Origin of the sequence: Streptomyces ovatisporus, from assembly GCF_042653885.1 — a bacterium.
In the GTDB taxonomy this organism is placed as follows: domain Bacteria; phylum Actinomycetota; class Actinomycetes; order Streptomycetales; family Streptomycetaceae; genus Streptomyces; species Streptomyces ovatisporus.
In genome coordinates, this window is sequence record NZ_JBHSFH010000015.1 from 280,268 (window position 1) to 303,236 (window position 22,969).

Genomic DNA, 22,969 nt, shown 5'->3' on the forward strand with positions numbered 1-22,969 from the left:
TACGGCCCGGCCCGCCCGGGCCGCCGCCCGTGCTGCCCGGGCCGTTCGTGCCGCCTGAGATGTCGCGGCCGTGCTCACAGCTTCACCAGACCTTCCCCGCTGCCGCCCAGCGACAGGTACACGTCCTCCAGGCTGGGGGTGGCCAGCGAGAAGTCGTCCAGAGCCGCGAAGGCCGGACCGGTCGTCACGGCGGAGACCGCCTCACGCGCGGCCTCGGGCGTCATCCGCAGCGTCCAGCGACGTCCCGAGACGGTGGCGCGTGCCGCCAGTCCGGCGAGCCGGGGGTCGTCGGGCGGCGGGCTGTCCCGCCAGACCAGGTCCAGCCGTACGTCGTCGCCGACCAGCGCCTTCAGCCCGCCCGGAGTGTCGCACGCGATCACCCGGCCCCGGTCGAGCACCGCCACCCGGTCCAGCACCGTCTCGGCCTCGATGACGTTGTGCGTCACCAGCACCACGGTCGCCGCGTCCTCGGTGCGCCGCCGGTCGACGGCCGCCCACACGGCGCGCCGCGCCAGCGGGTCCATGCCGGTGGTCGGCTCGTCCAGCACGAGCAGGGGCCGCCGCCCCACGAGTGCCGCCGCGACGCACGCCAGCCGGCGCTGCCCGCCGGAGAGCTTCTTCAGGGGACGTCCGGCGATCTCCGCCAGGCCCAGCTCGTCCAGCACGGCGTCGCGTTCGCGTCGCGCGGCGGAGGCGTCGAGACCGCGGAGGCGTGCCGTCGTCTCCGCGGCGAGGGCCACCGTCAGTTCGTCCAGCGCGGTCGACTCCTGGCCGAGATAGGCCAGCAGCCTCGCCGCCCGTTCCGGATGCCGGACGAGATCGTGGCCGAGCACTTCGACGGCGCCCGCGTCCGGGCGGAGCAGGCCCGTGAGCTGTCTGACGACGGTCGACTTCCCCGCCCCGTTGGGGCCGAGCAGGCCGAAGATCTCGCCGGGCCGCACACGGAAGCTCACGCCGTCACAGGCACGTACGGGAGTGCGGGACTCACCCCGGCGGCTTCTGCCCGCCGGATAGGTCTTGACCAGACCGGCTATGCGCACGGCGGCCCGCGTCCGTGTCTCGACGCCGTCGACTTCCTGCTGCCGTGTGCCGGTTCCCACGAGCGAAGAGCCTACGCTGCGGCGCGGGCCGCCCCGACAACGGGCCTTGCGGTCAGGGCCCCGGGCGGGCGGCGGGCACTCAGTCGGAGACCGCGGTGTCCTCCGCGGGAGCCGGCTGGCCCGTCACGGGGGCGTCGATCTCACGCCAGAAGCCCGCCCGGATCGCGTACCGGTCGTGCTCGTCGATCTGGTCGTCCTTGTGCGCGAGCAGCCCGAAGCGCGCGGCGTAGCGCAGGAGCTCTCCGTCGATGCGGTGCGGGATGCGCGGGTACTCCCCTGCGAGCGTCTGGACGTTCGCGGGCGCCGAGAGCCGCTCCTGCCAGCGGCGGGCGAAGACCTGTCCGACCTCGAAGGGGTCGCCGCTGACAGCGGTGATGTCCTCCTCGCGGTCCGCCCAGCGCTGTTCTGCGGTCGTCAGCTGGGCGAGGGTGGGCAGGGCCGCGATCTCCGGGCTCTCCCCCGGTGTTCCCCGCTCCACCCAGCCCCGTTCGGAGGACCAGCGCAGCGTGGCTCCCGGCGGCGTGGACTGGGTGGCGCCCGTGGGCTGGGGGCGGCCGAGCCCCGCGAGGTCCTTCGGAGTGGGCACTCCGGTGGCGTTCCTGCCCGTACCGGCGCTCTCGTCCTGCTCGTCTTCGGTGGACGGCGTCGCGGCGGGCTCCCCGGCGGCTTCGGAGCCCTGCCCGTCCGGCGGTGTCGCCGCCGGGGCCGCCGGGCCGCCCTGGGGGGTGGGCGGGGCGGGGGTGGCACGCGCGCTTCCGTTCTTCGCGGTCTCCGGCAGCGGCGCGGAGAGGATCGCGGCGATCTCCGGGCGGGAGGCGGACTGGGGAGCGCAGACGCCGGGCGGCTCCGTGGCCCGTACGGCCTCCGTGATCCAGCTGCGGTCCAGTACGCGCCGCTCGTCGGCCTCGGCGACCAGATCCTCGGACTGGTTGTAGTCGCCGTCCGCCGCCTGAACGGCCCACAGGTGCACTGCGACGCCGTGTTCCTTCGCGGACATCAGACCGGGCAGCAGGTCCCCGTCGCCGGTGACGAGCACGATGTCGGAGCAGGCGCGGTTACGGGCCAGTTCGGTGAGCTCGGCGTGCATCGCCGCGTCGACGCCCTTCTGCGCCCATCGGCCGTCGCTTCTGGTCAGAGCGCCCAGCCGCACCGTCACGCGCGGCATCACGCGGAGCCTGCGGTGCTCGGGCTGCGGCACCCGGTCCGGGGCACCGTCGAACCAGTAGATCCGCAGAAGGTCACACTGGGTGTCGGCCTCGGCGCGTTCACGCAGCCCGCGGATCAGGGCCGCATGGTCCACGCTGATCCGGGAGCGCATCGGCTCCCCCGCCAGCAGACTCGCGGCGGCGCCCAACAGGTACCCGGCATCCACCAGGACGACGCAGCGATCCACGTTCCACCCACTCTCGGTCACGAGCACAGCCGAGGCTGCGTTTCCTTCGAGTCTGCCCGACCGTACAGGGCTATTCGGCGGGGCCCCGATCATCGGCGTGGCGACAGCGGGGTGGTGGGAACACGGAGGCGCGAAGAACCGCCTCACTCGCACCGATTGTTCGGAATGCGCGCTTCTTTCCCGCATGCCAGGCTGATTTCGGCCCAACGTTCAACGGTCCCCAGGAGGCGATCATGACCAAGGGCAGGAACCAAGACCGCAGTCAGAGAAAGGCCGAGGCAGTCGACCGCGATCAGAGCGCGAGCCAGGACGGTGCTGCAGAGGGCCGGCAGCAGCGTCCGTCGTCGGGACGGACAGCCAGTCCCGCAGACGTGGCACGCAAGCACCAGCGGCGCTTCGGCCACAACTGACCCTGCGGGGGCAGAGGTCAACGAAGTCCGACTGAAACCACCTGTGCCCTTGGGCACCGCACATCGGCGCGCACGAAGGAGAGGGCGGCCCCAGCCCCGGGGCCGCCCTCCTCCCGTACCTGCCGCTCAACCCGCCATGCAGGAGGGGCCGAGCAGCTCCTTGAGGTCGCCGAAGAGAGCGGGGTCGGGTGTGACGCGGTGCCGGTCCAGACGGAGCACCGTCGTCTTGCGCGCACCCTGCAGACGGACGCGCACCTCGCTCGATCCGCGGTGGTGGGTGAGCACTTCGCCCAGCTTCTCCACCAGCGGCGGCGTGATCTTCACCGTCGGGATGGTGATGGTGACGGGGGCGCTGGCCGACGCCTCGCTCAGGTCCGGGATCATCAGCTCCATCGCGACGAGCCGGGGCACGTCCTCCCGCTTGTCCAGCCGCCCCTTGACGAACACCACGGCGTCCTCGACCAGTTGGGTGGAGACCAGCTGGTAGGTGGCGGGGAAGAACATGCAGTCGATCGAGCCGGCCAGGTCCTCGACGGTGGCGATCGCCCAGGCGTTGCCCTGCTTCGTCATCTTGCGCTGCAGCCCGGAGATGATGCCGCCGATGGTGACGATGGCCCCGTCGGAGTAGTCGCCGCCGGTCAGTTGGGCGATCGCCGCGTCCGCCTTGTCGTTGAGGACGTGCTCCAGGCCGAAGAGGGGATGGTCGGAGACGTAGAGCCCGAGCATCTCCCGCTCCTGCGCGAGGAGGTAGGTCTTCTCCCACTCCTCCTCGGAGAAGGTGACGTCCAGCCCGAAGCCCGGCGAGTCGTCTCCGCCGTCGCCGCCGAGGTCGCCGAAGAGGTCGAACTGGCCCTCGGCCTCCTTGCGTTTGACCTGCACCACGTTGTCGATCATCGGCTCGAACTGGGCGGTCAGTCCCTTGCGGGTGTGCCCCATCTCGTCGAACGCACCGGCCTTGATCAGCGATTCGACGGTGCGCTTGTTGCAGACGACCGCTTCCACCTTGTCGAGGAAGTCGGGGAAGGAGGAGTACTTCCCTTTCGCCTTGCGGCACTTGACGATCGAGTCGACCACGTTCTGTCCGACGTTCCGCACGGCGGTGAGACCGAAGACGATGGTCTGGTCGTCCCGCGAGGTGAAGTTGGCCTCCGACTCGTTGACGTCCGGCGGGAGGACCTTGATGCCCATCTTGCGGCACTCGTTGAGGTAGACCGCCGACTTGTCCTTGTCGTCGCGCACCGAGGTGAGCAGCGCCGACATGTACTCCGCGGGGTAGTTGGCCTTCAGATAGGCCGTCCAGTACGTGACCAGCCCGTACGCCGAGGAGTGCGCCTTGTTGAAGGCGTAGCCCGCGAAGGGCACCAGGACGTCCCAGACGGCCTGCACGGCGTCGTCCGAGTAGCCGTTGTCGCGCATGCCCTTCTGGAAGTTCACGAACTCCTTGTCGAGAACCTCCTTCTTCTTCTTGCCCATGGCGCGGCGGAGCAGGTCGGCCTGGCCGAGGGAGTAGCCCGCCAGCACCTGCGCGGCCTTCTGCACCTGCTCCTGATAGACGATCAGGCCGTAGGTGATGTCGAGGACCTCTTTGAGGGGCTCCTCCAGCTCCGGGTGGATCGGGGTGATCTCCTGCTGGCCGTTCTTGCGCAGCGCGTAGTTGATGTGGCTGTTCATGCCCATGGGGCCGGGCCGGTACAGCGCCGAGACGGCGGAGATGTCCTCGAAGTTGTCGGGCTTCATCATGCGCAGCAGGGAGCGCATGGGGCCGCCGTCGAACTGGAAGACCCCGAGTGTGTCGCCGCGGCAGAGCAGTTCGAAGGTCTTGGGGTCGTCGAGCGGAAGATCGAGGAGCCTGAGGTCGACGTCCTTGTTCTTGCGGATCATCTTGACCGCGTCGTCCATGATCGTGAGGTTGCGCAGGCCCAGGAAGTCCATCTTGAGCAGGCCCAGCGCCTCACAGCTGGGGTAGTCCCACTGCGTCACGACGACGCCGTCGTTCTTCGGGGAGAAGACCGGCACGTGGTCGATCAGCTTCTCGCTGGACATGATCACGCCCGCCGCGTGCACGCCCATCTGCCGCACCAGGCCCTCGATGCCGCGTGCCGCGTCGATCACCTTGGTGACGTCCGGCTCGTTCTCGTACATCGAGCGGATCTCGCCCGCCTCGCTGTAGCGCGGGTGGTCCTTGTCGGTGATCCCGGACAGCGGGAGGCCCTTGCCGAGGACGTCCGCGGGCATCGCCTTGGTGATGCGGTCGCCCATCGCGTACGGGTAACCGAGCACGCGGGCCGAGTCCTTGATGGCGTTCTTGGCCTTGATGGTGCCGTACGTGCCGATCATGGCGACCTTGTCGGCGCCGTACTTCTCCGTCACGTACCGGATGACGTCGCCGCGCCTGCGCTCGTCGAAGTCGATGTCGACGTCGGGCATGGTGACGCGCTCGGGGTTGAGGAACCGCTCGAAGATCAGCCCGTGCGTCACCGGATCGAGGTCGGTGATGCCCATGGCGTAGGAGACGATCGAGCCCGCCGCCGAGCCGCGGCCGGGGCCCACCGCGATGCCGTTGTCCTTCGCCCAGTTGATGAAGTCGGCGACCACGAGGAAGTAGGCGGGGAAGCCCATGGAGACGATGACGTCCATCTCGTACTCCACGAGCTCCTGGCGGTCCTGCGGGACGCCGCCGGGGTAGCGGCGGGCCATGCCCCGCTTGACCTCCTCCTTGAACCAGGAGACCTCGTCGTACCCCTGGGGCACGTCGAAGCGCGGCATCAGGTTCTTCGTCTCGAACATGCCGGCCGTGTCGACGCGTTCGGCGATGAGCAGCTGGGTGTTGCGGCAGCCCTGCTGCCACTCCTCCGAGGAGTCGATGGCGTACATCTCCTCCGCGGACTTCAGGTAGTAACCGGCGCCGTCGAAGCGGAAGCGGTCCGGGTCGGAGAGGTTGCTGCCCGTCTGGATGCACAGCAGGGTGTCGTGCGCCGACGACTCACGTTCGTAGGTGTAGTGCGAGTCGTTGGTGACGACGAACGGGGCGTCGATCTTCTTCGCGACCTCTTCCAGGCCGGCCCGCGCCCGCTTGTCGATGTCGATGCCGTGGTCCATCAGCTCGACGAAGAAGTTCTCCTTGCCGAAGATGTCCTGGAACTCCCCGGCCGCCTGGACCGCCTCGTCCATCTGCCCGAGGCGGATCTTCGTGCTCACCTCGCCGGAGGGGCAGCCGGTGGTGGCCATCATCCCCTGCGCGTACTCGGCGAGCAGCTCGCGGTCCATGCGGGGCTTGCGGAAGAAGCCCTCGAGGCTGGCGCGGGACTGCGCGCGGAAGAGGTTGTGCAGGCCCTCCTTGTCCCGGGCCCACATGGTCATGTGCGTGTACGCACCGTTACCGGAGACGTCGTCCCGCTTCTGGTGCGGCGTGCCCCACTTGACCGGGCGCATGTTGCGGCGGTGGTCCGGCGCGACGTACGCCTCGATGCCCATGACGGGGGTGACCCCCGCGTCTTTCGCCTGGTGGAAGAAGTCGTAGGCGCCGTGGAGGTTGCCGTGGTCGGTCATCGCGATGTGCGACATGCCCATGTCCTGACAGGCCTTGAACATGTCCTTCAGCCGCGCCGCGCCGTCCAGCAGCGAATACTGAGTGTGCACGTGCAGATGTGTGAACGGCTGCTGGGTCACGGCGCGGGACACCTCCGGGCAGATTGCTGGAACGGCTCCGGAGTCTACGTCCCGGCACCGACATCCCGTGTCTGCGCACCCGGCCCCAACTACCCCCGGAATGTGGCCTTCCGGTCCGGCCCGTGCCGGCCCGGACGTCTGCAGGCACTCCTCCGCCGCCCCGCCCGTTGAAGCGTGCGAGCGGCCACCCGGTACGTTGCCGCTGCTGGTCAGTCAGCTGAACGCGTCAACGAGCCGACGGCATCCCACTCGGAAGGGCACCCCCATGGCAACGCAGCAGGACGGCACCGCGGACAATCGCGCCGAGCGCATTCTCGAGGTCTTCGACCGCGCCTTCGGTGAGCTGCTGGCCGCCGACCCGGCGGCCTTCCAGGTCAAGTTCCGCAAGATGGCCGCCTCCGCCTTCGCCTTCTACCGGGGCACCGCCTGCCTCTTCTACGCCGACGCCACGGCCGCCGACGGGGAGTCCGGCAAGCACACCGGCCCCTACCTCGACGACCGCACGGGCAGGGTCTGGATCCACGGAGACCTGCACGCCGAGAACTTCGGCACGTACATGGACGCCAACGGCCGTCTCGTCTTCAACGTCAACGACTTCGACGAGGCCTTCGTCGGGCCGTTCACCTGGGACCTCAAGCGGTTCGCGGCCTCCGTGGCGCTGCTCGGTTACACCAAGGCGCTCAGCGACGGCCAGATCTCCGGCCTGGTGCGCACGTACGCCGCCGCCTACCGCGACCGCATCCGCGCCCTGGCCGGCGACGCCGAGAACGAGGACGTGCCGTCCCTCACCCTCGACACGGCCCGGGGTCCCGTGCTCGCCGCGCTGCGCTCCGCCCGGTCCAACACCCGGTTCGGCCTGCTCGAGACGATGACCGAAGTCCGGGACTGGGAGCGCAGGTTCACGCCCGGCGGCGGAGCCGTCGAGCTGGACTCCGGTACCCGCGGCAAGGTGCTGGAGGCCTTCGACACCTACATCGGCACGCTCCCCGGCAGCACCCGGTTCCGCTCCGACGCCTACCGCGTCAAGGACGTCGTGGGGCGGCGCGGCGTCGGCATCGGGAGCGCCGGGCTGCCGTCGTACAACATCCTGCTGGAGGGGCACAGCGACGCCCTGGAGAACGACCTGGTCATCTACATGAAGCAGGCGCAGACACCCGCGGTCTCCAGGCACATCACCGACCCGGAGATCCGCGGATACTTCCGGCACGAGGGCCACCGCACGGTGATCTCCCAGCGCGCCCTCCAGGCGCACGCCGACCCCTGGCTCGGCTGGACGGAGCTGGACGGCGTCGGCCAGCTCGTCGCGGAGGTCTCGCCCTACGCCGTCGACCTCGACTGGACGGACCTGGACGAGCTGGGCGCGATCACCCAGGTCGTCGGCGACCTCGGCCGGGCCACCGCCACCATGCACGCCGCCGCCGACGACGAGAGCGGCCACTCGCTGGTGCCGTTCTCCACGGAGAACGCCATCGACGCGGCGATCGCCGAGGACGAGGAGGGCTTCCCGGAGCTGCTCGTCGAATTCGCCCACGAGTACGGTTCGGCCACCCGCCGGGACCACCAGATCTTCGTCGACCTCTTCCGCAACGGCCGGATACCCGGTCTCCAGAACCCGTGACGGCCCCGCGGGGAGGAGCGGAGGAAACGTCCGTGCATCTTTAGGGACCTCTTAGCCCTCCCCGTGGCACACTTTCCCGGCGATGGACATGGACGCGGCGGGCATACGGACAGTACGGGCGGTCGTCTTCACCGTGCTGTGCGTCACCCTGTCCGCCGGAGCCCACGTACTGCTCTCCGGGATGCCGCTGCCTCTCGCCCCGCTGCTCGCCGTCGGCGGCGTGATCTTCCTGCTGGCCTTCGCCCTGGCGGACCGCGAGCGCGGCTACGGACGCATCGCCGCCCTGCTGATCCCGCTGGAGCTGCTCGCCGACACCGTCTTCACCAGCGGGCAGCACACCTGCTACGGACAGGCGGGCGGCCCCGTCACCGGACCGCTGCGCTCGGTCGGGGTGGACCTGCTGTGCGGCGGCGGCAGCTTCGGCACTCCCCTGGCGCGCGTCGCCGCGGAGGGGCGTCACGGCGCCCGGTCCCTGTCCGAGGGGCTGCCCGCCGGGCCGTGGGACGCGGCTCCGTCCACGACGCCCTTCCTGCTGCTCGCCGCGCACATCGCCGTGGGACTGGTCGCCGCGGCCTGGCTGCGGCGCGGCGAGGCGGCGCTCGCCGGACTGCTGCGCGCCGCTTCCGTGGCCGCTTTCCGGCCGCTGCGCGTGGCGTTCGCCGCCTGGCGCGGCACGTGCGCGCAGGGGTCTCCGGCACCGGCACCCTGGTCGGCGGCTCCGGTGGCTCCCCGCACTCTCCCGCTGCTCACCCACAGCGTGCACCGGCGCGGCCCGCCGTCGCTCACGCCCGCGGCCTGAGATCCGAGCCCGAGGGTTCCAGGACCCGACCGCTGCGTACGCACCCGGCTCCGCGAACGGTTCCGCCACCGCGAGTCCCGAGTGCGCAGTACGAACGTCAGGCCGCACAAGCCGAGCCGGGTACTGAACCGTCCACCCTTCCCCCACGCACGACGTGACGTCACACGGAGAAGAAACCCATGAGCAAGCGCAACAGCCAGGAAGCCAAGCGTGCCGCCCGCGAGCGTCTGCGGGCCGAACGCGAACGGCAGGCGAAGAAGGAGAAGATGCGCCGCCAGATCGTCGTCGGCGTGTCGGTCGTCGGCGTCCTCGCGGTGGCCGGCGGCATCTTCTACGGCATCACCAAGCTGAACGAGCCCAGCGGCTGGGAAGCGGCGAAGGAGCAGAAGCTCGTCAAGCCGGCCAACGTCACGGGCAGTTCGGGCACGGGCGTGCTGATCGGCGACGAGGGCGCGAAGAAGACCGTCGACGTGTACGAGGACCTGCGCTGCCCGGCGTGCGCCCAGTTCGAGCAGGGCATCGGCAAGGTCCTCACCGACGGGACCGGCAAGGGCGAGTACAAGATCAAGATGCACTTCGGCGACCTGATCGACGGCAACGTCGGCGGCGCCGGCTCCAAGACCGCCATCAGCGCCCTGGGGGCATCCCTCGACGTGAGCGAGGACGCGTTCCTCGCCTACCACGAGAAGCTGTACAGCAAGGAGTTCCACCCTGAGGAGACGCAGGACAAGTTCGCCGACGACTCCTACCTGCTGAAGGTCGCCGACTCCGTGCCCGAGCTGAAGGGCAACGCCGAGTTCAAGAAGGCGGTCGAGGACGGCACCTACGACAAGTGGGCGCTGAACATGGTCGAGGACTTCAACAAGGGCAAGGTCAAGGGAACCCCGACCATCCGCATCGACGGCAAGGACGTCGAGCAGTCGCAGCTCCCGGCCGAACTGAAGAAGCTGGGCGTGAAGCTCACCGCTCCCAAGCAGTGAGCATCCCGGGCGGGGGGCCGCGGCCGGTGTCGCCGCGGCCCCCCGCCCGGCGCTGAGGAACCCGGCGGCCGCACCCTGCGAACGGTGGCCGGACCGTGGCCGGAACGGACCCCGACGGGCAGGCGAACTCTTGCCTGCGGTCTGCCCGTTGGGGCTACTTGTGCGTAACATCAGGCTCCGTGACCGACACCCATAGCAGACCTCACACCTCTGTCCCCGGAGTCAGACCCGCGTCCGGACATCCCCGGCGCCGCACTGTCGTCGCGGCCACCGCCGCATCGGCGGCCCTGCTGCCCCTCGCGGGCGGACTCCCCAGCGCACACGCCGCCGAAGGCCCCGCGTTCCTGCACGGCGTGGCCTCCGGCGATCCCCTCCCCGACGGCGTCCTGCTGTGGACGCGCGTCACACCGTCCGCAGAGGCCGTGCCGGGCTCCGGCAAGGGCAGCCCCGTCAAGGTGACCTGGCAGGTCGCCGAGGACGAGGGCTTCGAGCACGTCGTCGCCCACGGCACCGTGACCACCGACGCCGCCGCCGACCACACCGTCAAGGCCGACGTCCGCGGCCTGCAGCCCGCCACCGCGTACTGGTTCCGCTTCGCCGCCGGCGAGGCCGGCTCCCCCGCCGGCCGCACCCGTACCACTCCCGCCGACGACGCGGACGCCGCCAATTTCCGCGCCGGCGTGGTCTCCTGCTCCCACTACGAGGCCGGGTACTTCGCCTCCTACAGGCACCTGGCAGCCCGCGACGACCTGCACGCGGTCATCCATCTCGGCGACTACATATACGAGTACGGACACCAGGAGTACCCGCTCGAGGGCGACGTCGTCCGCACCGTCCAGCCGGAGCACGAGACCCTCAGCCTCGCCGACTACCGCGTCCGGCACGCCCACCACAAACTCGACCCCGACCTGCAGGCCATGCACGCCGCGCACCCTGTCGTCGCGATGTGGGACGACCACGAGGTCGCCAACGACACGTGGTCCGGGGGCGCAGGGAACCACACCCCCGGCGAAGAGGGCGAGTGGGCGGATCGCGTACGCGCCGCGAAGCAGGCGTACTTCGAGTGGATGCCGGTACGTCCGTCCACCGAAGGCACCACCTACCGGCGCCTCAAGTTCGGCCGGCTCGCCGATCTGCACCTGCTGGACCTGCGCTCCTTCCGCGATCAGCAGGCGAGCTTCGGTGACGGCGACGTGATCGACGACCCGGACCGCACCATCACCGGGCGCAAGCAGCTCGACTGGCTCAAGGCGGGCCTCTCCTCCTCCACCGCCCGCTGGCGCATGGTCGGCACCTCGGTGATGATCTCGCCCGTCGCCTTCGGCGCCGTCCCCGCCCATCTCCTGGGCCCGCTCGCGGAGTTGCTGGGCATCCCGCAGGAGGGGCTCGCCCTCAACGTCGACCAGTGGGACGGTTACACGGACGACCGCCGCGAACTGCTGACCCACCTTCGCGACCAGGGGATCGGCAACACGGTGTTCCTCACCGGTGACATCCACATGGCCTTCGCCAACGAGGTGCCGGTCAAGGCGGCGACCTACCCCGAAGACGCCCCCGTGGCCACGGAGTTCGTCGTCGCGTCCGTGACCTCGGACAACCTGGACGACATTCTCGGCGTCGCCCCCGACACCGTCTCGTCCGTGGCCGAGGCGGCCGTCAGGGCCACCAACAGGCACGTGAAGTGGCTCGACATGGACTCGCACGGCTACGGGGTCCTCGACATCGACGCCGAACGGGCGCAGATGGACTACTTCGTGCTCTCCGCCAAGGAGGAGCAGGACGCCACCACCGGGGTACGCCGCTCCTACCGCACGCTCTCCGGCAGCCAGCGTCTCGAAGAGGCCGACGCTCCGCTGCGCGGCTGAACCGGACCGCCGGCGCGGGCGAACAGCAGGCACTCATGACGGACTTCCCCCGGCTGAGCATTCCGGGGGAAGTCCCGCCGGAACCGGGGCTCTTCCGGGCCGCCGGGGCGTCCAGCCGTCGTCCCCGCGCCGCCCGCGCGCAGCGTCAGAACTCCGACAGGAAGCCCAGCGCCGTGCGCCACATCTGCTCCACCGCCTCGCCGTCGAAATCGTCGAGCCCCTCGTCGGTGAAGAGGTGCCCGGCCCCCGCATACCGGAAGATCTCCACGTCCGCCCCCGCCCGCTGCATCCGCAGGTACCAGGCGTTCAGCCAGTCGTGCGGCTCGAAGGGATCAGGCTCGGCGACGTGCAGCTGTACGGGAAGCTCGTCCACAGCGGCGTCCTCGGCGATGTCCGAAGTCCCGTGCATGAGCAGCAGCGCCCGCGCACGGGTGTCCGCGAGGGCGAGGTTCTGAGCGATCGAGCCACCGAGTGAGAACCCCGCGTAGACCAGGCCCCGCTCGGACAGCGGCGCGGTGACGGTCACCGCCCGCATCAGCAGTTCGTCCCGGCCGATCTCGTCCTTCAGCTCCATGGCCTCCTCGACCGTGTCCGCCGTACGCCCCTCGAAGAGGTCGGGGGTGTGCACCTCGTGCCCGGCGGCCCGCAGACGCGCCGCAGCCTCGTGCACAGCGGGTCTCAGCCCGTATACGGAGTGGAACAGCACGACGGTGGCCAAAATGTCACTTCCCTCACATAGCGTCGGCAGCCTTCTTCCAGGCCGGGACCCCGCCCATGGTGGCAGGTACGGTCGTGGGTGCCCGCCGATCCCCCTAGGAGTCAGCCAGTCATGGAGAACGTGCTTCGACCGCTCATCGTTTTCGGCGGTGCGCTCGTGCTCGCGTTCGCCGTCGCCTGGGCCACCGACCGGTTCCTGCGCCGGATGGACGCCCGCCGCCCCGAGACCCCGCTGTGGGGGCTGCTGCGCCGCGGGCGCGTGCCGCTTCAGGCCGTGGTCTTCGTCGCGCTGCTCAACGGCTTCTACGAGTACGCCGAGATCGCCCGCCGCGACCAGCCGACCGTCAACCTCTGGCTGCACATCATCCTCATCGGCGCCGCCGCCTGGCTGGCGCTGCGCATCCTCGCCGCCATCGTCGAGACGGCCACGGCCCGTTACGCGGGGGTGGCGCACGACCCGGCGCGCGCCCGCCGCGTGAAGACCCAGCTCACGCTGATCCAGCGGCTGGTCACCGCTGTCGTGGTGGTCATCGCGGCCTCCGCGATCCTGCTGCAGTTCCCCGCGATGAAGACGCTGGGCACCTCGATGCTCGCCTCCGCAGGCGTCCTGGGGATCGTCGCCGGTATCGCCGCCCAGTCGACGCTCGGCAACCTCTTCGCGGGACTGTCGATCGCCTTCGGCGACATGGTGCGCATCGGCGACGAGGTCGTCGTCGACGGCGAGATGGGCACGGTGGACGAGATCACCGTCTCCTACCTCGTGCTGCGCACCTGGGACGAACGCCGGATCACCATGCCCGTCTCGTACTTCACCAGCAAGCCGTTCGAGAACTGGTCCCGAGGCGGCCCCCAGCAGACCGGCACCGTCTTCCTGCAACTCGACCACTCCGCCCCCGTCAAGGAGCTGCGCGCGAAGACGGAGGAACTGGTACGCGCGAACGACTTCTGGGACGGCCGCAGTTGGAGCCTCGTCGTCACCGATACGACGCCCTCCACCATCGAGGTGCGCGTCGCCGTCTCCGCCCGCACCTCGGACGACCTGTGGACGCTCCGCTGCGACCTGCGCGAGCACCTGATCGGCTGGCTTCAGCGCGAGCACCCCTCCGCCCTGCCGAGGGTGCGCTTCGCCGCACCCGAGGATCTCGCGGCGTCCTCGAACGGCCACTGGGACCACCAGGAGAGCCGGCTCTCCTGAGCGGCGGCCGGCTGACCGCTTTCAGCCGCGGAAGCTGCGCAGATCGAGCTGGTGGAGAACCCTGTCGCAGACCTCGGGGTCGGAACCCGCTTCGCTGCGCGCCGCCAGGATCTCGTGCCGGGCGGCCGACAGCAGCTCCCCGTTCAGCCTGTGGATCTTCCTCATCCGTGCCGTCCGCTTCGCGTGCGTCTCACGCCGCTCCTCGTCGACGATCTCCGGCGATATGCGCGCTCCGACGTCGTGGGCGCGCCTCAGCAGCGCCTCGGATATCTCCTCCGGAAGTTCCTCGGCGGCCTCGATCTCCCGCAGCCGCTTCCGGGCCGCCTTCGCGCAGCGCAGGGCGAGCCGCCGCTCCTGCTCCCGCTCCGCGGCGCTGTCCGACTGCACCCGCAGCTTCTTGACCAGCCACGGCAGCGTCAGACCCTGCAGAACGAGGGTGGCCAGCACGACGGCGAAGGCGATGAAGAGGATCGCGTCCCGCTCCGGGAAGCTCCCCCCTCCCGCCACGTGCAGGGGCACGGCCAGCGCCAGCGCCACCGAGGCCACACCGCGCATCCCCGCCCACCAGACGACCGTCGTCTCACGCCAGTTGAGCGGGATGTCCTCGTCCAGGTCCTTGCGCCGGTGCAGGCGCTTGGCCAGCCACGCGGCGGGCAGCAGCCACGCCAGACGCAGTACGACGACTGCGGCGATCACCGCGAGAGCGGCAGGGAGCAGCTCGTTCCAGCGTCCGGTGACAGGACCCACCACCACTGCCAGTTCGAGGCCGATCAGCCCGAAGGCCACCCCTGTCACGAGGGTGTCGACGATCGACCAGAAGCTCTGCCCGACCAGCCTCCCCTGCACGTCGTCCGCGTCCACGGCCCGTCCGGAGGACAGGTAGAGCGCCGTCATCAGTACGGCCAGGACGCCCGAGCCCTTCAGCTCCTCGGCCAGGACGTAGGAGGCGAAGGGCACCAGCAGCGAGAGCCCTGTCTGGAGTGTGGCGTCCCCGAGGAAGAGCGCCAGCTTGTTCGTCGCCCACCCCAGTGCGAGCCCCACCACGACGGCGACGAGCGCGGAGAGCACCAGCTCCCCCACGGCCCCGGGGACCGAGAAGGTGCCGGTCACCGCCGCCGCGATCGCCACGTGGTACATCGTGATCGCGGTGACGTCGTTGAAGAGGCCCTCGCCCTCCAGGATCGACACGAGCCGCCGCGGCAGTCCCAGCTGTCCGGCCACGGTCGTCGCCGCGATCGGGTCCGGCGGCGCCACCAGGGCGCCCAGCGCGACGGCCCCGGCGATGCCGAGCCCGGGAACCAGTGCGTGGGAGACGGCCGCCACCGCCGCGGTCGTCACGAAGACCAGCGCGACCGCCAGCAGGAAGATCGGCCGCTTGTTCGCGGCGAACTGCCGCCAGCTCGTACGGTGCACCGCTGCGTACAGCAGCGGCGGCAGCACCAGCGGCAGGATGAACTCCGGAGGCACCTGCACGTCCGGCACGAACGGCAGCAGCGCCAGCACCCCGCCCAGCAGCGTCATCAGCACCGGGGAGGGCACCCCGGTCCGGTCCCCCAGCGGGACGGTGAGGACGGCACCGAGCAGCAGGGCGAAGAGCAGGGCGAGCTGGTCCACGCTTCAGGCGCTTTCTTCCCGCACCCGGTCCAGGGCACCCTGCAGATCCTCCGGGTACGTGCTCTCGTACTCGACCCATCCGCCGTCGGACGGGTGCTCGAAGCCGAGCCTGACCGCGTGCAGCCACTGCCGCTCCAGCCGCAGCCGCTTGGCGAGCGTCGGGTCCGCGCCGTACGTCATGTCGCCCACGCAGGGATGCCGGTGGGCCGCCATGTGCACGCGGATCTGGTGCGTACGCCCCGTCTCCAGCTTGATGTCGAGGAGGCTCGCGGCGCGGAACGCCTCGATCAGGTCGTAGTGGGTCACGGACGGCTTACCGTCGGCGGTGACCGCCCACTTGTAGTCGTGCTGCGGATGGCGTCCCACGGGGGCGTCGATCGTCCCGCTCATCGGGTCCGGATGTCCCTGCACGAGCGCGTGGTACCGCTTGTCCACGGTCCGCTCCCGGAACTGCTGCTTGAGCAGTGTGTACGCCCGCTCGGACTTCGCGACGACCATCAGCCCGGACGTACCCACGTCCAGCCTGTGCACGATTCCCTGACGCTCGGCGGCGCCCGAGGTGGCGATGGAGTATCCGGCAGCGGCGAGCCCGCCGATCACGGTCGGCCCGCTCCAGCCGGGGCTGGGATGCGCGGCGACTCCGACCGGCTTGACGATCACGACGATGTCCGCGTCGTCGTGCACGATCTCCATGCCCTCGACCGGCTCGGCGACGATCCGGACGGGCGCCGGCGGCGCGGGCAGCTCGACCTCCAGCCAGGCCCCGCCGTGCACCCTGTCCGACTTCCCGGCAGCGGATCCGTCCAGCAACACCTTGCCGTCGGCGGCCAGTTCGGCCGCCTTGGTGCGCGAGAAACCGAACATCCGGGCTATGGCGGCGTCGACGCGCTCACCTTCGAGACCGTCGGGTACGGGCAGGGTCCGGGTTTCGGGAAGGGTGCTCACCCGATCGAGTATGCCGGACGCCCGCACGTGCCTCTGACAGTGCTTTACCGCACGGACGGGCACCTCGCGGCCATGCCGTCCGCGCAGCGACGCCGTCGGACGGTCAGTCCTTGTGCAGCGTCCCGTCCGGGTCGAGGCCACGGAAGGAGAGAATCACGATCACGATGCCCCCGCAGACGATCGCCGAGTCGGCGAGATTGAACACCGCGAAGTGCGTGGGGGCGATGAAGTCCACGACCGCGCCCTGGAACACACCGGGTGAGCGGAACACACGGTCGGTCAGGTTCCCGAAGGCCCCGCCCAGCAGCAGCCCGAGCGCGATCGCCCACGGCGTGCTGTAGAGCTTGCGCGCGATCCGTGCGATGACGACGATCACCACCGCGGCGATCGCCGTCAGCACGAGCGTCAGCGCCTCACCGATACCGAAGGCGGCGCCCCGGTTGCGTACGACGTCCAGTTGAAGCACCGTGCCGATCACCTGAATCGGGGCGTGATGCTCCAGTTCGGCCACCACAATCAGCTTGGTGATCAGGTCGAGTGCGTAAGCGATGGCAGCGACCACGACCAGCACTCCGATGCGCCGGTTGCCCCGGGACGCGGGCTGCACGCCGTCACCGCGTGAGCCGTCGGCAGGTTCTTCCGTGGTCTCGTCAGGAGTACCGATAGTCCGCTCCACCTCTGTCACCCGACGAGGGTACGACACATGCGCTCGGCCGTGGTCACCTTCCCCAACTGCCCTGCGGCCCTTGCCTACCGGCGTTCCTGCTGCTGCTTGCACTCCACACAGAGCGTCGCCCGGGGGAAGGCCTGCATCCGCGCCTTGCCGATCGGGTTGCCGCAGTTCTCGCACAGCCCGTAGGTGCCGGCGTCCAGGCGTTCGAGGGCCCGCTCGGTCTGGTAGAGCATCTCGCGGGCGTTGGCGGCGAGCGCCATCTCGTGCTCGCGCGTGATGTTCTTCGTGCCGGTGTCGGCGTCGTCGTCCCCGGCGCCGTCCCCCGAATCCCGCATGAGCCCGTCCAGTGCTTCGCCGGAGGCCACCAGCTCCTCCCTCAGGCGCTCGGCCTCGCTCTCCAGCTCGCCACGCGCCTCCTCGACCTCCTGCGGGGTCCAGGGATCCTCGCCCGCCCGTACGGCGAGCTCTTCCGGCTCGACGGGAGCGCCTGCCGCACGGGCTGTGGGCACCTTGTCGGCCTTCGCCACCGGAGTCTTCTTCGCAGCCACCGTCTTGGCTCCTGTCGTCTTCTTCGCCGTGGTCTTCGCTGCAGCGCGCTGGGGCGCCGCTGTCTTGCCGGCCGTCGTCTTCTTCGCCGCCGCCTTCTTGGCCGGGGCTTTCTTCGCCGCCGCCTTCTTGGCCGGGGCCTTCTTCCCGGCGGACTTCTTGGCCGTCGTCTTCTTCCCCGGGCTCTTCGTCGCAGGCGCCTCCCCCTCCGCCGCGGACTTCTTCGCCGCCTTCTTCGCCGCCTTCTTTGCCGGCTTCTTGGACGCGCTCTGCCCGGACGGCGTTGCCTTCTTCCCGGACGGGGACTTACGGGCCGCAGCGGCCCCGCGGGTCGCAGCCTTCTGCGTGGACTCTTTCGCAGCTGCCGAACTTCTCGCGGCAGACCTTCTCGCCACCATGGCCGCTGCCCCTTCACATTTTGTGATCTTGCTCGCGAAACGTGACCGGAACGATAAATCGACCGCGAGTGCCCCACAACGGGGGCACGCCGGTCTGCAACCGTTGTGCCCCGCCCGGCCCTGCGAAAACCGGCCGACCCCTGCCCGCGCAGGCCCGTACACTGGGTTCAGCGAAAGGCGATGAAGGGGACGAGTAGCGTCCGTACGCAGCCGTGAGCGACCTGGGGACGGTGTGAGCCCGGGGGCCAGCGCGACGTGAAGATCACCCCGGAGCCGCCGGAGGAAAGCACCGGAGTCCGGTGCGAGTAGAACCGGCTGCGCGACCTCAATGAGGGGGCAGTGGTCCATCCGCTGCCAAGGAGGGTGGTACCGCGGGACAACCGCCGTTTCGGCGGGAGCTCTCGTCCCTCCGACGGAAGATGACAGTCCGCCGGAGGAAGTCCCGATGCCGCAGTACCGCCAGGTGCCAGCCCAGGTCGACCTGCCCGCCCTCGAGCACGCAGTGCTCAATTTCTGGCGGGACAACAAGGTCTTCGCCCGCACGCTCGAGCAGTCCGAGGGACGGCCCGAGTGGGTCTTCTACGAAGGGCCGCCCACCGCCAACGGCATGCCCGGCGCACACCACATCGAGGCCCGCGTCTTCAAGGACGTCTTCCCCCGCTTCCGCACCATGCGCGGTTACCACGTCGCACGCAAGGCCGGATGGGACTGCCACGGTCTGCCCGTGGAGCTGGCCGTGGAGCGCGAGCTGGGCTTCAACGGCAAGCAGGACATCGAGAACTACGGCATCGCGGAGTTCAACGCCCGCTGCCGCGAGTCCGTCACGCGGCACACCGACGCCTTCGCCGAGCTGACGACGCGCATGGGCTACTGGGTCGACATGGACGACGCCTACCGGACGATGGACCCGGAGTACGTCCAGTCGGTCTGGTGGTCGCTGAAGCAGATCCACGAGAAAGGCCTGCTGGTCCAGGACCACCGCGTCGCCCCCTGGTGCCCGCGCTGCGGCACGGGCCTGTCCGACCACGAACTGGCCCAGGGCTACGAGACGGTCGTCGATCCGTCGGTCTACGTCCGCTTCCCGCTGACGTCCGGCCCGCTCGCCGGTGAGGCGGCCCTGCTGGTGTGGACGACCACCCCGTGGACGCTCGTGTCCAACACCGCGGTGGCCGCACATCCGGACGTGGAGTACGTCGTCGCGACGGACGGCCTCGAGAAGCTCGTCGTCGCCGAGCCGCTGCTGCAGAAGGCGCTGGGCGAGGGCTGGGAGGCGACCGGTGAGCGCTTCACGGGCGCCGAGATGGAGCGCTGGGGGTACGAACGGCCGTTCAACTTCGTCGAGATCGAGAACGCCCACTACATCGTCAACGCGGACTACGTCACCACCGAGGACGGCACCGGCCTCGTCCACCAGTCGCCCGCGTTCGGTGAGGACGACATGCGCACCTGCCGCGCGTACGGGCTGCCGGTGGTCAACCCCGTCCGCTCCGACGGCACCTTCGAGAACGGCCTGCACATGGTGGGCGGGCAGTTCTTCAAGAAGGCCGACGAGGCGCTGGTCGCCGACCTGGACGCCCGCAACCTGCTGCTGCGTCACATGCCGTACGAGCACAGCTATCCGCACTGCTGGCGCTGCCACACCGCGCTGCTCTACTACGCGCAGCCGTCGTGGTACATCCGCACCACCCAGATCAAGGACGCCCTGCTCCAGGAGAACGAGCGCACGAACTGGTACCCCGACTCGGTCAAGCACGGCCGCTTCGGCGACTGGCTCGACAACAACATCGACTGGGCACTCAGCCGCAACCGCTACTGGGGCACGCCGCTGCCCATCTGGCGTTGCGCAGAGGGGCACTCGACGTGCGTCGGCTCTCTCGCGGAGCTGACGCGGCTGACCGGCCGCGACCAGTCCGCACTGGACCCGCACCGGCCCTACATCGACGAGGTCACCTTCGACTGCCCGGCTGCGGGCTGTTCGCTGGAAGCGACCCGCGTCCCCGAAGTCATCGACGCCTGGTACGACTCGGGCTCGATGCCCTTCGCCCAGTGGGGATACCCGTACAAGAACAAGGAGATCTTCGAGAAGCGCTACCCGGCGCAGTTCATCTCGGAGGCGATCGACCAGACCCGCGGCTGGTTCTACACGCTGATGGCCGTCGGCACGCTCGTCTTCGAGAAGTCCTCCTACGAGAACGTCGTCTGCCTCGGTCACATCCTCGCCGAGGACGGCCGGAAGATGTCCAAGCACCTGGGCAACATCCTGGAGCCGATCCCGCTGATGGACCAGCACGGCGCGGACGCGGTGCGCTGGTTCATGGCCGCCGGCGGCTCACCCTGGGCGGCACGCCGCGTGGGCCACGGCACCATCCAGGAGGTCGTCCGCAAGACGCTGCTGACGTACTGGAACACGGTTGCGTTCCAGGCCCTGTACGCCCGTACGTCCGCCTGGTCGCCCTCCGAGGCCGACCCCGCGCCGGAGCACCGCCCGCTGCTCGACCGCTGGCTGCTCAGCGAACTGCACGCGCTGGTGGACCAAGTGACGATGGCGATGGAGGGCTACGACACCCAGCGCGCCGGAAAGCTGCTGTCGACCTTCGTCGACGATCTGTCCAACTGGTACGTACGGCGTTCCCGCCGGCGCTTCTGGCAGGGCGACGCGGGGGCCATGCGCACCCTGCACGACACCCTGGAGACTGTGACGCGGCTGATGGCGCCCATCGTCCCGTTCGTCACGGAGCGCGTCTGGCAGGACCTGATCGTGCCCGTCACACCGGGGGCGCCCGACTCGGTGCATCTGGCCAACTGGCCGGAGGCGGACCTGAGCAGGGTCGACCCGGAGCTGTCACAGGACATGCTTCTGGTGCGGCGCCTGGTCGAACTGGGCCGTGCGACCCGTGCCGAGTCAGGCGTGAAGACACGTCAGCCGCTCTCCCGCGCCCTGGTCGCCGCACACGGCTTCGAAACGCTCTCCCCCGACCTGCGCAACCAGATCACCGAAGAGCTCAACGTCAGTGCGCTGGCCAGTCTTTCGGAGGTGGGCGGTTCGCTCGTCGACACCACCGCCAAGGGCAACTTCCGTGCACTGGGCCGACGTTTCGGCAAGAGCACCCAGGAGGTCGCCAGGGCGATCGCCGACGCGGACGCCGCAGCCCTCTCGGCTGCCCTGCGCGAGGGCACCGCCACAGTGGACGTCGACGGCGAGCAGGTCTCCCTCTCGCCGGAAGAAGTGATCATCACCGAGACCCCTCGTGAGGGCTGGTCGGTGGCGTCCGACTCCGGCGCGACCGTCGCACTGGATCTGGAGATCACTCCCGAGCTGCGCCGTGCGGGTCTCGCACGGGACGCGATCCGCCTCATCCAGGAGGCCCGCAAGAACTCGGGGCTCGACGTCGCGGACCGCATCGCGCTGCTCTGGTCCTCCTCGGATCAGGAAGTCGAGCAGGCACTGATCGACCATTCCGGGCTGATCTCCGAGGAGGTCCTCGCCGCGGACTTCACGCCCGGCGACACGGCGTCCGCGGACCCGGACTTCGGCCCGCCCTTCGAGGACGAATCACTGGCCCTGACGTTCCGCCTCCGCAAGTCGTGACCGGCAGCCTGTACCACTGAGCCACGTGGGGGCACCCGCCGTACAAGGTGTCCCCACGGCCCTGTGGGCTCCACCTGCTCCTGCCGGAGCCCGGAAGACCCATGGGCTGCTCCTACGGGCAGCGCGGCGGTTCGCGGGCTCTCAGGACGCTGTGCGGCGCCATAGCGGCTCACGGCAGCGGCACCGCCCCGCAGGCGAAGAGACAGAAACAGGGCCGGGCCCGGGAGCTTTCGCTCCCGGGCCCGGCCCTGTCACGTCGTGGCGACCGGACTGCCGATGGACTGCCGCCGTCAGACGGTCAGTTGTCGTCCTCGTCGATCAGGAAACCGCGCATCGGCGACGGCGCCTGCTGAGGCTGGGGGCCGCCCTGCGGGCGGACCGGAGCCATCGGCTGCGTCATGGCCGGGGACATCTGCTGCTGTCCCCCGCCGTAGCTCGGACCGCCCTGACCGGGACCGCCCATGCCGTGGCCGTTGCCGCCCATCGACTGGTGACCGCCCATCGTGCCCACGCCGGCGGGTGCACCCGCGGGAGCCATCGAGGGGGACGGAGGCAGCGAAGCGGTCGCCGGAGTACGCGGCGGGGCGAGCGAGTCGTCCGCCTGGTTCTCCAGCTGACGCAGCTGGCTCTCCAGGTAGGACTTCAGGCGCGTGCGGTACTCGCGCTCGAAGCCCCGCAGGTCCTCGACCTTGCGCTCCAGCGTCGCGCGAGCGGACTCCAGGGAGCCCATCGCGACGCGGTGCTTCTCCTGTGCGTCCCGCTCCAGGGCGTCGGCCTTGGCGCGGGCGTCCCGCTCCAGACCCTCCGCACGGCTGCGGGCCTCACCGACGATCTTGTTGGCCTCGGAACGGGCCTCCGCGATCGCCTGGTCGGCCGTCTGCTGGGCAAGGGACAGCACGCGCGCGGCGCTGTCGTTGTTCTGTCCGCCACCTGGCATCTGAGGACCACCCGGGCCCATGGGGCCGCCGGGACCACCGGGGCCTCCCTGCGGACCGCCGGGGCCCATCGGACCGCCCGGACCGGCAGGAAGCGCAGGCTGGCCGCCCGGCAGCTGCGGCGGACCGCCCATCGGGCCGCCCGGGCCCTGCTGCGGGTGGCCGGGACCGGGACCGTGCGGCCCGGGACCGCCGTGCTGACCAGGGGGAACCGGACCTGATATGGCAGCGGGCACAGGACCTCCGCCTTGGCGGTCCTGCGGCTCGGGCTTTCGCATACCGCCCTGCTGCTGGCTCTGCGCGGCAGCACGGGTCGCTGCGGCCAGTTTGGCGCGCAAGTCCTCGTTCTCCCGCAGCAGACGGGTCAGCTCCGCTTCGACCTCATCGAGGAAGGCATCGACCTCGTCCTCGTCATAGCCTTCTCGGAGGCGGACGGTCGTGAACTGCTTGTTCCGCACGTCCTCGGGGGTCAGTGGCATCTCTTCACCTCAACGTAAGTCGTCGGCATCTCGGCAAGACCATT

The 22,969-nt window shown here is 70.0% G+C and carries 16 protein-coding genes; 7 read left to right on the forward strand and 9 right to left on the reverse strand.

Going from position 1 to position 22,969, the window contains the following annotated elements; translation table 11 throughout:
• Positions 1 to 74 precede the first annotated feature (74 nt).
• Both ACFPA8_RS25305 and ACFPA8_RS25310 read right to left on the reverse strand, forming a co-directional pair.
• Positions 75 to 1,100, reverse strand: a complete 1,026-nt coding sequence (locus ACFPA8_RS25305) for an ABC transporter ATP-binding protein (RefSeq protein ID WP_386452154.1) — start codon at positions 1,098 to 1,100, stop codon at positions 75 to 77.
• 79 nt (positions 1,101 to 1,179) lie between these two features.
• Positions 1,180 to 2,493: an NYN domain-containing protein gene (locus ACFPA8_RS25310; RefSeq protein WP_386452366.1), complete on the reverse strand. Its 1,314-nt coding sequence runs from the start codon at positions 2,491 to 2,493 to the stop codon at positions 1,180 to 1,182.
• Between the two features lie 233 nt (positions 2,494 to 2,726).
• Here ACFPA8_RS25310 and ACFPA8_RS25315 point away from each other — a divergent pair, with 233 nt between their 5' ends.
• Entirely contained in the window at positions 2,727 to 2,903 is a 177-nt protein-coding gene (locus ACFPA8_RS25315) for a hypothetical protein (RefSeq protein ID WP_386452156.1), read from the forward strand.
• Positions 2,904 to 3,029: 126 nt separating this feature from the next.
• Here ACFPA8_RS25315 and dnaE read toward each other — a convergent pair whose 3' ends face one another.
• On the reverse strand, positions 3,030 to 6,572 hold the full coding sequence (dnaE, locus tag ACFPA8_RS25320; RefSeq protein ID WP_386452157.1) for a DNA polymerase III subunit alpha: 3,543 nt from the start codon (positions 6,570 to 6,572) through the stop codon (positions 3,030 to 3,032).
• A 265-nt stretch (positions 6,573 to 6,837) separates the two neighbouring features.
• Here dnaE and ACFPA8_RS25325 point away from each other — a divergent pair, with 265 nt between their 5' ends.
• The 4 genes from ACFPA8_RS25325 (at position 6,838) to ACFPA8_RS25340 (ending at position 11,834) form a co-directional block, all read left to right on the forward strand.
• Positions 6,838 to 8,190 carry a DUF2252 domain-containing protein gene (locus tag ACFPA8_RS25325; protein WP_386452159.1) on the forward strand — a complete coding sequence of 451 codons (1,353 nt, stop codon included), beginning with the start codon at positions 6,838 to 6,840 and terminating at the stop codon, positions 8,188 to 8,190.
• 82 nt (positions 8,191 to 8,272) lie between these two features.
• Entirely contained in the window at positions 8,273 to 8,989 is a 717-nt protein-coding gene (locus ACFPA8_RS25330; RefSeq protein ID WP_386452161.1) for a hypothetical protein, read from the forward strand.
• 179 nt (positions 8,990 to 9,168) lie between these two features.
• Positions 9,169 to 9,969 (forward strand): thioredoxin domain-containing protein, encoded by an 801-nt coding sequence (locus ACFPA8_RS25335; protein ID WP_386452163.1) that lies wholly within the window; start codon positions 9,169 to 9,171, stop codon positions 9,967 to 9,969.
• 179 nt (positions 9,970 to 10,148) lie between these two features.
• On the forward strand, positions 10,149 to 11,834 hold the full coding sequence (locus ACFPA8_RS25340; protein WP_386452165.1) for an alkaline phosphatase D family protein: 1,686 nt from the start codon (positions 10,149 to 10,151) through the stop codon (positions 11,832 to 11,834).
• 145 nt (positions 11,835 to 11,979) lie between these two features.
• Here ACFPA8_RS25340 and ACFPA8_RS25345 read toward each other — a convergent pair whose 3' ends face one another.
• The gene (locus ACFPA8_RS25345) at positions 11,980 to 12,552 is read right to left on the reverse strand and encodes a dienelactone hydrolase family protein (protein ID WP_386452166.1); all 573 of its coding nucleotides are present in this window, start codon (positions 12,550 to 12,552) and stop codon (positions 11,980 to 11,982) included.
• 111 nt (positions 12,553 to 12,663) lie between these two features.
• On the opposite strand from ACFPA8_RS25345, the gene ACFPA8_RS25350 reads away from it, so the two are divergent.
• Positions 12,664 to 13,746, forward strand: a complete 1,083-nt coding sequence (locus tag ACFPA8_RS25350) for a mechanosensitive ion channel family protein (protein WP_386452168.1) — start codon at positions 12,664 to 12,666, stop codon at positions 13,744 to 13,746.
• A 21-nt stretch (positions 13,747 to 13,767) separates the two neighbouring features.
• Here the strand turns inward: ACFPA8_RS25350 and ACFPA8_RS25355 are convergent, their stop codons facing one another.
• The 4 genes from ACFPA8_RS25355 to ACFPA8_RS25370 form a co-directional block, all read right to left on the reverse strand.
• Positions 13,768 to 15,360 (reverse strand): Na+/H+ antiporter, encoded by a 1,593-nt coding sequence (locus ACFPA8_RS25355; RefSeq protein ID WP_386452170.1) that lies wholly within the window; start codon positions 15,358 to 15,360, stop codon positions 13,768 to 13,770.
• A 3-nt stretch (positions 15,361 to 15,363) separates the two neighbouring features.
• On the reverse strand, positions 15,364 to 16,305 hold the full coding sequence (locus tag ACFPA8_RS25360) for an RluA family pseudouridine synthase (RefSeq protein WP_386452172.1): 942 nt from the start codon (positions 16,303 to 16,305) through the stop codon (positions 15,364 to 15,366).
• A gap of 103 nt (positions 16,306 to 16,408) precedes the next feature.
• Entirely contained in the window at positions 16,409 to 16,990 is a 582-nt protein-coding gene (lspA, locus tag ACFPA8_RS25365) for a signal peptidase II (RefSeq protein WP_386452173.1), read from the reverse strand.
• 65 nt (positions 16,991 to 17,055) lie between these two features.
• Positions 17,056 to 17,922, reverse strand: coding sequence for a TraR/DksA family transcriptional regulator (locus ACFPA8_RS25370; RefSeq protein ID WP_386452175.1), 867 nt, complete (start codon positions 17,920 to 17,922; stop codon positions 17,056 to 17,058).
• Positions 17,923 to 18,367: 445 nt separating this feature from the next.
• Here ACFPA8_RS25370 and ileS point away from each other — a divergent pair, with 445 nt between their 5' ends.
• Positions 18,368 to 21,511, forward strand: a complete 3,144-nt coding sequence (ileS, locus tag ACFPA8_RS25375) for an isoleucine--tRNA ligase (protein ID WP_386452177.1) — start codon at positions 18,368 to 18,370, stop codon at positions 21,509 to 21,511.
• A 298-nt stretch (positions 21,512 to 21,809) separates the two neighbouring features.
• On the opposite strand, the gene ACFPA8_RS25380 is transcribed toward ileS, so the two are convergent.
• Positions 21,810 to 22,925 carry a DivIVA domain-containing protein gene (locus ACFPA8_RS25380; RefSeq protein WP_386452179.1) on the reverse strand — a complete coding sequence of 372 codons (1,116 nt, stop codon included), beginning with the start codon at positions 22,923 to 22,925 and terminating at the stop codon, positions 21,810 to 21,812.
• Positions 22,926 to 22,969: the final 44 nt, after the last annotated feature.